Origin of the sequence: Leucobacter ruminantium (assembly GCF_017565705.1) — a bacterium.
GTDB lineage: Bacteria > Actinomycetota > Actinomycetes > Actinomycetales > Microbacteriaceae > Leucobacter > Leucobacter ruminantium.
In genome coordinates, this window is the sequence record NZ_JAGDYL010000018.1 from 80,605 (window position 1) to 91,628 (window position 11,024).

The 11,024-nt window shown below is 69.9% G+C and carries 9 protein-coding genes, 1 tRNA gene and 2 pseudogenes; 2 read left to right on the forward strand and 10 right to left on the reverse strand.

Annotated elements, in window-relative coordinates:
* Window positions 1–118 precede the first annotated feature (118 nt).
* The 5 genes and pseudogenes from rplA to serS form a co-directional block, all read right to left on the reverse strand.
* Window positions 119–808, reverse strand: coding sequence for a 50S ribosomal protein L1 (gene rplA, locus J4H91_RS10700; RefSeq protein ID WP_208046247.1), 690 nt, complete (start codon window positions 806–808; stop codon window positions 119–121).
* 12 nt (window positions 809–820) lie between these two features.
* A complete protein-coding gene (gene rplK / locus J4H91_RS10705) occupies window positions 821–1,252 on the reverse strand; it encodes a 50S ribosomal protein L11 (protein WP_046455296.1) in 432 nt (143 codons plus the stop codon).
* Window positions 1,253–1,481: 229 nt separating this feature from the next.
* Window positions 1,482–1,572 (reverse strand) — tRNA-Ser (locus tag J4H91_RS10710).
* Between the two features lie 53 nt (window positions 1,573–1,625).
* Window positions 1,626–2,492, reverse strand: a complete 867-nt coding sequence (locus J4H91_RS10715; protein WP_208046248.1) for an HAD family hydrolase — start codon at window positions 2,490–2,492, stop codon at window positions 1,626–1,628.
* Between the two features lie 86 nt (window positions 2,493–2,578).
* A pseudogene (gene serS, locus J4H91_RS10720) lies at window positions 2,579–3,856 on the reverse strand (serine--tRNA ligase); the annotation flags it as partial.
* 51 nt (window positions 3,857–3,907) lie between these two features.
* Here serS and J4H91_RS10725 point away from each other — a divergent pair.
* Window positions 3,908–4,906, forward strand: coding sequence for a diacylglycerol/lipid kinase family protein (locus J4H91_RS10725; RefSeq protein ID WP_208046249.1), 999 nt, complete (start codon window positions 3,908–3,910; stop codon window positions 4,904–4,906).
* A 172-nt stretch (window positions 4,907–5,078) separates the two neighbouring features.
* Here the strand turns inward: J4H91_RS10725 and pheA are convergent, their stop codons facing one another.
* Entirely contained in the window at window positions 5,079–6,029 is a 951-nt protein-coding gene (gene pheA / locus J4H91_RS10730; RefSeq protein WP_208046250.1) for a prephenate dehydratase, read from the reverse strand.
* 177 nt (window positions 6,030–6,206) lie between these two features.
* Window positions 6,207–7,856: a phosphoglucomutase (alpha-D-glucose-1,6-bisphosphate-dependent) gene (gene pgm, locus J4H91_RS10735; RefSeq protein ID WP_208046251.1), complete on the reverse strand. Its 1,650-nt coding sequence runs from the start codon at window positions 7,854–7,856 to the stop codon at window positions 6,207–6,209.
* A gap of 228 nt (window positions 7,857–8,084) precedes the next feature.
* Between pgm and J4H91_RS10740 the strand changes: the two genes are divergently transcribed.
* Window positions 8,085–8,891, forward strand: coding sequence for an HAD-IIA family hydrolase (locus J4H91_RS10740; protein ID WP_208046252.1), 807 nt, complete (start codon window positions 8,085–8,087; stop codon window positions 8,889–8,891).
* 76 nt (window positions 8,892–8,967) lie between these two features.
* Here the strand turns inward: J4H91_RS10740 and J4H91_RS10745 are convergent, their stop codons facing one another.
* The 3 genes and pseudogenes from J4H91_RS10745 to J4H91_RS10755 form a co-directional block, all read right to left on the reverse strand.
* Complete coding sequence (locus J4H91_RS10745; RefSeq protein WP_208046253.1) at window positions 8,968–9,654, reverse strand: hypothetical protein; 687 nt, start codon at window positions 9,652–9,654, stop codon at window positions 8,968–8,970.
* 35 nt (window positions 9,655–9,689) lie between these two features.
* Window positions 9,690–10,496: a GntR family transcriptional regulator gene (locus tag J4H91_RS10750; RefSeq protein ID WP_208046254.1), complete on the reverse strand. Its 807-nt coding sequence runs from the start codon at window positions 10,494–10,496 to the stop codon at window positions 9,690–9,692.
* Between the two features lie 112 nt (window positions 10,497–10,608).
* Window positions 10,609–10,899 (reverse strand): annotated as a pseudogene (locus tag J4H91_RS10755) (integrase core domain-containing protein); the annotation flags it as partial.
* Window positions 10,900–11,024: the final 125 nt, after the last annotated feature.

Sequence of the window (11,024 nt, forward strand, 5' to 3'; positions counted from 1 at the left end):
GCCGCGCCGACCGCGCGTCGGGATCCCTCGCCGCAGCAGCGCACCGAACCCACCGAGCACCGCGAAACGAGAGAACCCCCGCTCCCAGATGGGAGCGGGGGTTCTTCCGTCGGTCGTCTTACAGACCGGAGACGTCGAGCGGGATGCCCGGGCCGAAGGTCGTCGAGACGGCGCCCTTCTGCACGTACTTGCCCTTGGCCGACGACGGCTTCAGACGCGAGATCTCATCGAGCACCGCGGTGATGTTGTCGTTCAGCTGCTCGGCCGAGAACGAGGCCTTGCCGACGATGAAGTGCACGTTGGCGTGCTTGTCGACGCGGAACTCGATCTTGCCGCCCTTGATCTCCTCGACGGCCTTCGCCGTGTTCGGGGTCACCGTGCCGGTCTTCGGGTTCGGCATCAGGCCGCGGGGGCCGAGCACCTTGCCCAGACGACCGACCTTGCCCATGAGCTCGGGGGTCGCGACGGCCGAATCGAAATCGGTGTAGCCCGCGGCCACCTTCTCGATCAGCTCGTCGCCGCCGACCTCGTCGGCGCCCGCGGCGATGGCGGCCTCAGCGGCCGGGCCCACCGCGAACACGATGACGCGGGCGGTCTTGCCGGTGCCGTGGGGCAGGTTGACGGTGCCGCGCACCATCTGGTCGGCCTTGCGGGGATCCACGCCGAGCTTGACGGCGACCTCGACGGTCGCGTCGGTCTTGGTGGAACCGGTCTCCTTCGCCAGGGCGACGGCCTCGGCGGGAGTGTAGAACTTGTCTGCCTCGATCTTCGCGGCAGCGGCGCGGTACGCCTTCGACTTCTGTGCCATGTGTCCTACCCCTTAGCCCTCGACCGTGATGCCCATGGAACGGGCGGTGCCGGCGATGATCTTCGATGCCGCATCGATGTCGTTCGCGTTGAGATCGGCCTGCTTCTGCTCGGCGATCTGGCGAACCTGCTCGGCGGTGACCTTCGCGACCTTGACGGTGTGCGGGGTGCCGGAGCCCTTCTGGACGCCCGCGGCCTTCTTCAGCAGCTCGGCTGCCGGCGGGGTCTTGAGCACGAAGGTGAAGGAGCGATCCTCGTAGACGGTGATCTCCACCGGCACGATGTTGCCGCGCTGCGACTCGGTGGCCGCGTTGTACGCCTTGCAGAACTCCATGATGTTGACGCCGTGCTGACCCAGCGCGGGACCCACGGGGGGTGCCGGGTTGGCGGCGCCGGCTGCGATCTGAAGCTTGATCAGACCGGTAACCTTCTTGGCCTTTGCCATGATTGTTTCCTTTCGATCGAACCCGCGCGGATGCGCGTGCTCTCCCGCTCTCCCCGGCCGGTCCGAGGTGCGGTGTCCGTCTCCGCCGCGACGCCGAGAACGGCGCGCAGACGCAAACCACATTATTCTACGCGCGCGATCCCTCACTCGCAAGGCGGCGGGGCGCGGTTCGGCCCGGGGAACAGAGGAAGCCCCCGCCGAGGCGAGGGCTTCCGAACCGCTGTTCATCTGGCGGTGGGTAGGGGATTTGAACCCCTGAGACGGGGTTACCGCCTGCTTGTTTTCAAGACAAGTTCCTTCGGCCGCTCGGACAACCCACCGCCGAGAATCCTAGCAAGGGATCGGCCGAGCCGCGCGGCGCCGGGTTCCGGGGTCAGCGGATGAGATCGGGGAAGCGGTCGCGCAGCGCGGTGAAGAGACCGCCCTCCTCGACCGTTCCCGTGACCCGCCGCGCGGCGGCGCGCACCTCGGGGTCGGCCTGCCCCATCGCGACGGAGTCGCCGCTGCGGCCCGCCCAGCGCAGCATCTCGATGTCGTTGCGCCCGTCGCCCGCGGCGAAGACGCGCGAGCGGTCGATGCCGAGCCGTGCCGCGACCACCTCGAGCGCACTCGCCTTCGTCACCCCGTCGGGCGCGATGTCGAGCCACGAGGTGCTGCCTACCGCATACGACACGTGGGTGAGGCCGAGCGACTCGACGACACTCAGGAAATCCTCGAGGAGATGATCGGGCGAGACCACGACCACGCGCGAGGCCTGCACGCCGAGCAGCGCCTCGAAGGGCACCTGCTTCTGGTCCGACGGAAGCGTGCCTGCGGGGATCGGCTCCGTGTAGAGGAAACCGCCCTCCGCCAACTCGACCGCGAAGCGCGCGGTCACCAGCCGGGTGCGGATCTTCAGCAGCGCGTCGGTGGGGTCGAAGGCCTCCACGTACTCGCGCCGGTACGCCCGCGGCGCGAGCGGATCGCGCCGCAGCGTCACCGCCCCGTTGGCCGCGATGACCCACTCGGGGCGGATGCGCAGCCGCTCCACGATCGGCAGCGTCGCGTCGACCGAGCGCCCGGTCGACACGATCACCTCGTGGCCGGCCTCGTGCAGGGTGCGGATCGCGTCACCGAGCTCGACCGAGATGCGGCCGCCCTCGTAGTCGTCGCCCGCACCCAGGAAGTCGTGATCGAGCACCGTCCCGTCGAGGTCGAGCGCGATGATGTGCCGATGCTCGGCTGCGATGCGGCGGTCCATCAGAGCGGCCACTGCTCGGCACGGGTCGTCTCGGCAAGGTCCCTCAGGTCTTCCTCGGCCTGCCGCTCCTCTGCCAGGAGATCCGCGCGCACCGCCCGCGTCGCATCCGATTCGAGCACCTCGAGCCCTCCGAGGTAGGGGCGCAGCGCCTCCGGAACGACCACGCTGCCATCGGCCCGCTGATGCGTCTCGAGGATCGCGACGAGCCAGCGCGTCGTCGCGAGCGTGCCGTTCAGGGTGGCGACGGGGGCCGTCTTGCCGGTCTCCGTGCGGTAGCGGGTGGCGAGCCTGCGCGCCTGGTAGCTCGTGCAGTTCGAGGTGGAGGTGAGCTCGCGGTACGCGTCCTGCGTCGGCACCCACGCCTCGATGTCGAACTTGCGCGCCGCGCTCGAACCGAGATCGCCCGCCGCGACGTCGATCACCCGGTAGTGCAGGCCGAGCAGCTGCAGCATCTCCTCCTGCCAGGCGACGAGGCGATCGTGCTCGGCCTCGGCCTCCTCCGGCGAAGCGTAGACGAACATCTCGAGCTTGTTGAACTGGTGCACGCGCAGGATGCCTCGCGTGTCCTTGCCGTGCGATCCCGCCTCGCTGCGGTAGCACGTCGACCAGCCGGCGTAGCGGATCGGGCCGCCCGAGAGGTCGATGATCTCGTCGGCGTGATAGCCGGCGAGCGCGACCTCGCTCGTGCCCGTCAGGTAGAGATCCTGCTCGGGCAGGTGGTAGACCTCGCTCGCGTGCTCCCCCAGGAAGCCCGTGCCGCCCATGATCTCGGGCTTCACGAGCGTCGGCGTGATGAGCGGCACGAATCCGTTGCCGAGCGCCCGGTCGAGCGCCAGGTTCATGAGGGCGAGCTCGAGCCTCGCCCCGACGCCGCGGAGGAAGTAGAAGCGTGCGCCCGACACCTTCGCGCCCCGCTCCATGTCGATCGCGCCCAGCATCTCGCCGATCTCCAGGTGGTCGCGCGGCTCGAAGTCGAACTCGGGCCTCTCGCCGATCTCGCGCAGGGTGACGAAATTCTCCTCGCCTCCCGAGGGCACGCCCTCGATCACGACGTTCTCGATGCGCAGCGCGAGCTGCTCGAACTCGGCCTCCGCCTCCTTCGCGCGGGCCTCGGCCGCCTTCACGCCGGCCGCGAGCTGCTGCGCCTGAGCGATGAGCGCGGGCTTCTCGTCTTTCGACGCCGACTTCACGCGGCCGCCGAACTCCTTCTGCTCGGCGCGCAGGCTCTCGAACTCGCCGAGCGCAGACCGGCGAGCGGCGTCGGCGGCGAGCGCCTGATCGACCACCGCCTCGTCGTTTCCTCGCGCGCGCTGCGAGCGCTTGACGGCCTCTGGGTCGTTGCGGAGCAGAACAGGATCGATCACGCACCCAGCTTACCTGCGAGGCGCGGAGACGCGCCCCGCTACGCTTGAACCATGCCAGCCGACACTCTGCGCCAGCTTCCCAGCGCGGCCGTCGTGTACCAGCCGTTCAAGACGGATCTCACCGCGCTCCGGAGCGCGGTCACCGTCCAGGAGCGCACTGCCGGGTGGGCGCCGACCCGCTGGTACGAGACCGAGGAGGCCGACGCGGGGACCGCCGCCGCTCGGAGGGCCATCGCCGAGGGAGCGGGCGTGGTGATCGCGAGCGGGGGCGACGGCACCGTCCGCGCCGTGGCCGAGGCTCTGCGGGGCACCGGGATCCCTCTCGCCATCGTGCCCCAGGGAACCGGCAACCTGCTCGCCCGCAACCTGGGCATTCCGCTCAACCGGATCGAGGACCCGGTGCGCGCCGCCTTCTACGGCAGCAACCGGTCGATCGATCTCGGCGTGCTCACGATCGTGCGCGAGGACGAGTCGGAGAGCGAGCACGTCTTCCTCGTGCTCGCGGGCATGGGTCTCGACGCCCGCGCCATCTCTGCGACCCGGGCCACGCTCAAGAAGCGGCTCGGCTGGCTCGCCTACGTCGACGCCGGCGTGCGCACCATGCTCAAGGACGATCCGCTGCAGATCCACTACTCCGTCGACGGCTCCCCCGTGAAGGCTCTCTCGGTCTACACGGTGATGATCGGCAACTGCGGGCTCATGCCGGGCGGTGTGCTGCTGATTCCCGACGCGAAGGTCGACGACGGCAAGCTCGACGTCGTCGCTCTGCGCCCGCTCGGCCCGTTCTCGTGGCTGCGCATCTGGAACAAGATCGGGTGGGAGAACGGGGTGCTGCGCAAGACGAAGGCGGGTCGGCGCATCATCGACCTCGTCAACGACAGCCGCAGCGTGAACTACGTGCGCGCGACCCGCTACGCCCTATCCGTGCCGCGACCCGAGCCGATCCAGCTCGACGGCGACGACTTCGGCCTGGCGCTCGCGGCGAGCGGGCGGGTCGATCCCGGCGCCCTCACGGTGCGCGTGCTGCCCGAGTGGGACGCCCGGGTGTAGCCGCCCTCGAACTTCGCGAGACGCGGGCCCGAATTCCCCGCTCCAGCGGATGCGATCCCTCGAGCTTTCGCGAGACGCGGGCCTCTGCACGACACGCCGGCTTCTGCATGGGCGTAGAGGGGGCATGTCGTGCAGAAGCCCGCAGGTCGCGTGCGAGGGATCCTGACGCGCGTCAGTCGGCGACGCCCTCGATGACCTCGCGCAGCCAGTCGCGGGCGTCGCGGAACGCGTCGTCGTCGTGCGCGTCGCGGACCGTCGCCGCGACTCGGTCGGCGCGCGGGTACGAGCCGAGGAACACGACGCGCGGGCTGAAGCGCTTCAGTCCGAGCAGGGCGTCGGCGACGCGCTCGTCTTTCACGTGCCCCTCGGCGTCGATGACGAAGCGGTAGCGACCCATGCGGTCGCCGATGGGGCGCGAGGCGAGCAGGGTGAGGTTGACGCCGCGGGTCGCGAACTGCTCGAGCATCTCGAGGAGCGCGCCGGCGCGGTCCTCCGGCAATTCGGCGATGAGGCTCGTCTTATCGGCACCGGTGGGCTCGCCGACGGGCGCTGTGCGGCTCACGAGCACGAAGCGCGTGACGGCGTCGGGGTTCTCTGCGATGCCCTCGGCCAGCACCTCGACGTCGTAGTGCTCCTCGATCCCGGGAGGCGCGATGGCGGCATCGATGCTCTTCTCCGAGTCGAAGAGATCGGCAGCCGCCTGCACGTTCGAAGTCGCGGGCAGATGCCGGTGGCGCGGCACCTGATCGTCGAGCCAGGCGCGGCACTGTCCGTAGGCGACGGGGTGCCCCGACACCACGGCGATGTCCTCGAGCCCCGTGCCGGGCCGCGCGACGAGCACGAAGCGCACCGGGACCAGGTACTCCCCCACGATGCGCAGGCCGGGGATCGTGGCGAGCGCGTCCTGCGCGACGGTGACCCCCCCGTCGATCGAGTTCTCGATCGCGATCATCGCGGCGTCGCTGAAGCCCGTGACCACGTCGTTCAGCGCCTCGCCGAGATTGGCGACGGGGTTCCACTCCTGCCCTGCGGCCTCGGGCACCTGCTTGAGCGCGGCCTCCGTGAACGTGCCCGCCGGTCCCAGATAGGAGTAGCGGCGGGTCGGCTCTGCGTGCTCTGGCATGGGCACCAGCGTACCGCGCGGCAGGATCCCTCGCTCCCCCGGGCCCCGCCGGATCCCCGAGTGCGTCGAAGGGGACCGCTCCGCGCCCTGCGACAGGCTCGGGGAGCGGGCGCAGCCCCGGGGAAGCGGAGCAGGCCCGCGGCGCAGGCCCCGGGAGCAGGCCCGGGCCCGACGCCCCTAACCGAGCACTCGGGCGACGAGCGCCTGCGCCGCCTCCTGCACCTCGGCGAGGTGCTCGGGTCCGCGGAACGACTCGGCGTAGATCTTCATGACGTCCTCCGTGCCCGAGGGGCGCGCGGCGAACCACGCGTGCTCCGTCTGCACCTTGAGGCCGCCGATCCGCGCGCCGTTGCCGGGAGCCGAGGTGAGGATCGCGGTGATCGGATCGCCTGCGAGCTCGGTGTCGGCGACGTCCTCGGGCGAGAGGGCTCCCAGGCGGGCCTTCTGCTCGGGGTTCGCGGGCGCATCGACGCGCGCGTAGGCCGCCTCTCCGAAGCGCTCGGCGAGCTCGCGGTACCGCTCCGAGGGGGTCTGCCCGGTCACGGCCAGGATCTCGGCCGCGAGCAGCGCGAGCAGGATGCCGTCCTTGTCGGTGCTCCACGGGGTTCCGTCGAAGCGCAGGAACGACGCCCCGGCACTCTCCTCGCCGCCGAACACGACGTCGCCCGAGGCGAGGCCGGGCACGAACCACTTGAAGCCGACCGGCACCTCGAGCAGTTCGCGGCCGTGCGAGGCCACGACGCGGTCGATGAGCCCCGACGAGACGAGCGTCTTGCCGATCCCGGCGGTGACCGGCCAATCGGGGCGGTGCGAGAGCAGGTAGTCGATCGCGACCGCGAGGTAGTGGTTGGGGTTCATCAGCCCGCCGTCGCGAGTCACGATGCCGTGCCTGTCGGCGTCGGCGTCGTTGCCGGTGACGATCGGGAACAGGTCGCGATACTCATCGACGGTCGACATCACATTGCGCGATGAGGGATCCATCCGCACCTTGCCGTCCCAGTCGAGGTGCATGAAACCCCACCTGGGGTCGACGCCTGGCCCGAGCACTGTGAGGTCGAGGTCGAAGCGATCCCGGATCGCGGCCCAGTAGGCGACGCTCGATCCCCCGAGCGGGTGGGCCGCGAAGCGCACGCCCGCCTCGCGGATGGCGTCGACGTCGATCACCTCGTCGAGCGACTCGACGTAGGCGCCGAGGAAGTCGTAGCGGCCCACGGGCTCTCCGCCGAGGCCGTCCTCGCTCGCCCTGGGCACCTGAGCGACTCCCTGTTCGAGCAGTTCGTTGGCGCGGGCGGCGATCCAGTCGGTCGCGTCGGTGTCGGCCGGTCCGCCATGCGGCGGGTTGTACTTGAAGCCGCCGTCGGCCGGAGGGTTGTGGCTCGGAGTCACGACGATGCCGTCGGCGCGCTCCGGGTCGTCGGCGGCACGGTCTCGGTTGTGCGTGAGGATGGCGTGACTCACGGCCGGGGTGGGCACGAACAGCTCGTCGCCCGCCCCCGCCTTCGCCAGGACGTGCACGCCCGCCGCGGAGAGCACCTCGCGCGCAGTGTGCTCGGCCGGCGCTGAGAGCGCGTGGGTGTCGGAGCCGATGAAGAGCGGACCGCGGATCCCTTGCGACGCGCGGTACTCGGCGATGGCGGCGCTGATCGCGACGATGTGCGCCTCGTTGAACGACCCCTTGAGCGACGAGCCGCGGTGGCCCGATGTGCCGAAGACGACTCGTTGTTCGGCGATCGCCGGATCGGGGACGACCTCCGTATACGCCGCGAGCAGCGCCTCGACGTCGATCAGATCTTCTTCGCGAGCGCGCATCCCTGCCCTATCGTGCATGCCCCCAGTCTGCCAGCAACGGCGCGACCCGCGCACCTGTTTCCCGGAACCGCCGGACGCCGAGCGCGGCGGGAGCGGCGATCCCTCACCGAAGCCGACGCTTTCAGCGAGACAGACGCTTTCCGCCGCTCCGAAAGCTTCGGTCTCGCTGAAACCGACGCGCTCGGAGCGCCGGGAAGCGCCCGCGCCCGATACCGCTCGTTCACACGGCGGCGATACGCTGGGGGCATGAACGAGATCGCGACGAACCGCCGCAACGAGATCGAATGCTGGCTCACCGACATGGACGGTGTGCTCGTGCACGAACAGCGCGCCATCCCGGGCGCCGCCGAGCTCATCAACCACTGGCGCGAGAACGAGATCCCCTACCTCGTGCTCACGAACAACTCGATCTTCACGGCTCGCGATCTGAGCGCCCGCCTCGCGGCGAGCGGCATCGATGTTCCCGAGGATCGGATCTGGACGAGCGCGCTCGCGACCGCCGCGTTCCTCAAGCAGCAGAAGCCGGGCGGTTCGGCCTTCGTGATCGGCGAGGCGGGAACCCTGACGGCGCTGCACGACGCGGGATACGTCATGACCGAGTCGAACCCCGACTTCGTCGTGGTCGGCGAAACCCGCAACTACTCCTTCGAGGCGATCACGAAGGCCATCCGCCTGATCGACAAGGGTGCCCGCTTCATCTCGACGAATCCCGACGCGACCGGTCCGAGCGCCGAGGGCGCGGTGCCCGCGACGGGCGCGATCAACGCCCTCATCACGAAGGCGACGGGCAAGACGCCCTACATCGTGGGCAAGCCGAACCCGATGATGTTCCGCTCGGCCCTCAACCAGATCGGGGCCCATTCCAACAACACGGGCATGATCGGCGACCGCATGGACACCGATGTGGTCGCGGGCATGGAGGCCGGCCTGCACACGGTTCTCGTCATGACGGGCATCTCCGATCAGCGCGAGATCGAGCGCTTCCCGTTCCGCCCCGACGAGGTGCTGAGCTCGGTCGCCGATCTGCTGCCCTCGTCGGGGCGGGCCGAGTAGGGCGAGGGATCCCGGCGCGAGCCGCCTCGATTTCGACTCCCGCGTCGCTCGATCAGCGGACGACGATCGGGGTCGCTCAGTCAGCCGACGGCACAGCGATCGAGAAGGGGTAGCGCGACGACTCCGCGACGACCGCGCCGCCTCCGTGCCGGTCGCCGGTCTCGAAGTCGGGGTCGTTGGAGAGCACGACGCGTCCGCCCGCGTTGACCAGCACCGCGTCGGGGATCCCGGACAGCTCGGGCAGCAGCGCCCGTTCGAGCGACGAGACGAGCACGTCCGCGCAGGCCACCCCGCAGAAGACGCCGTCGACCGCGACCGGCATCGACGAGGTGATGGTGATCTCGTTCGAGCAGAGGTAGTCCACGAACGGGCCGGCCACGTGGCGCTCCCCCGTCGCCTCGGGCACGCGATACCACTCGAGGCGCACCAGTTCGATGGCGGCCTGCCCTGGACCGAAGGTCGAGGAGGCGAGCAGGCTGCGTTCGCTGCCCTGCCACCAGGCGAGCGGGTTGCCCTCGGAGACGAGGGCGTCGCTCGCGCAGAAGCCGGCGCCGTAGATGGGGCGCTCGGTCGCGTCGAGCACGCGGGCCGCTCCGGGCTCCACGAGCGCCGCGAGCTGCGCTCCGGTGAGGGATCCCTCCGCAACCCGCGCCCGCAGCATCGCTTCGAGCTCGGGCAGCCAGGCTTCGAGCGGCGCGAAGACGCCGTCGAAGAACGCGTCGACCCCCGCGAGCGCCTGTTCGAGCGCGGGTGCATTCGCCATGGTCTCTCGGTCCTCCCCTTCGAGGTCGTGCCGGTTCAGCTCTCGGAACGACGTGCGTCCAGTGTGGCATGGAGGTCAGAGCCGGGGGGCGCCGCGAGCAGATCCGAGCGGCAGGCCACGAGCCAACGCACCGAGGCGCGCACGGTCGCGCGCACGGTGGCCCTGGCTCGCTCGATGTCGCCGTCGCGGATCGCTTCGATCTGCGCTGCGAGCGAGTCGTGTGTCTCGGCGCGCGCCGCCGGATCGCGGTCCTGCAGCGCGAGCAGCGGGGTGAACTCGGTCTGCACGCGCACGTGCTCGTTCGTGAGCCGCACCGACTGGCTGAGGGCGGCGAGTTCGAGCTGCACCTCGGTGATGCGCCGCCGCCAGGCGTCGGCTGGCAGCTCGCGCGCGTCGGCGAGAATGCGCGCGACGACGTCGAGCTCCTCGGGCGTGGCGCGCAGGCAGGCATATTCCGCGCAGGCCGCCGAGACGACCTCGTAGTGCACGCCGAGGTCCGCGAGCGTGACGCGGGGCATCTCCATAAGGGCGCGCGCGTTGACCTCGACCACGACGCCGCGGCTGGAGCTCACGAAGCTGCCGCCGTTGCGGCCGCGTCTGGTCGCGATGAGACCGCGGTGCCGCAGCCCGCCGAGCGCCTCGCGAACGGTGACGACCGAGACGCCGAGCAGGGCGGAGAGCTCGCTTTCGCTCGGCAGGCGCTCCCCCTCGGTGAAGGCCCCCGACGAGATGGCCTGCACGAGACGGGACTCGACGAGTTCGACGCGCCCCTCCTCACCGATCGGCGCGAAGGCGGCGGTGCGCAGACGGCTCGGAGGCAGCAGGGGGAGGGATCCGCTCACGGGCGCCTCCGTTCCGTCTTCCGGGTCTGCATCGAGTCTGCCACGTCTCGCGTTCGAACTAGCTCGGAGGCCGCACGGAGGGGTCTGATGCAGGAACTGGTGACAGTTCTAGTTAGGCCGCGAGGGCCAGGTCGTTGTTCATGATGGTCTCGAACTCGATCGGCGTCAAACGGCCCAGACGGACCTGGCGACGCCTGCGGTGATAGGTCCGCTCGATCCAGGTCACGATCGCGATGCGTAGCTGTTCGCGCGTGGCCCAGGAACGTCGGTTCAGGACGTTTTTCTGCAGCAGGCTGAAGAACGATTCCATTGCCGCGTTGTCGCCGCAGGAAGCGACTCTGCCCATCGATCCGACGAGATTATGGACGGCAAGTTCGCGGCGCAGTTTCCTGCTTCGGAATTGACCGGATTCAACCGGTCGATGCAACACCGGCTTGTTGAACCAACAATAGCTGCTCGTTAAACGCCTCCGCAGGTGTCTTCCACCCCAACGACTTCCGAGGCCGAGTATTCAACGCATACGCAACG

Coding starts and splice junctions, on each gene's coding strand:
- pheA (WP_208046250.1), bottom strand. CDS start 6,029: ATGCCAGAGCACGCAGAGCCGACCCGCCGCTACTCCTATCTGGGACCG.
- J4H91_RS10740 (WP_208046252.1), top strand. CDS start 8,085: ATGAACGAGATCGCGACGAACCGCCGCAACGAGATCGAATGCTGGCTC.
- rplK (WP_046455296.1), bottom strand. CDS start 1,252: ATGGCAAAGGCCAAGAAGGTTACCGGTCTGATCAAGCTTCAGATCGCA.
- J4H91_RS10725 (WP_208046249.1), top strand. CDS start 3,908: ATGCCAGCCGACACTCTGCGCCAGCTTCCCAGCGCGGCCGTCGTGTAC.
- pgm (WP_208046251.1), bottom strand. CDS start 7,856: ATGCACGATAGGGCAGGGATGCGCGCTCGCGAAGAAGATCTGATCGAC.
- J4H91_RS10745 (WP_208046253.1), bottom strand. CDS start 9,654: ATGGCGAATGCACCCGCGCTCGAACAGGCGCTCGCGGGGGTCGACGCG.
- rplA (WP_208046247.1), bottom strand. CDS start 808: ATGGCACAGAAGTCGAAGGCGTACCGCGCCGCTGCCGCGAAGATCGAG.
- J4H91_RS10715 (WP_208046248.1), bottom strand. CDS start 2,492: ATGGACCGCCGCATCGCAGCCGAGCATCGGCACATCATCGCGCTCGAC.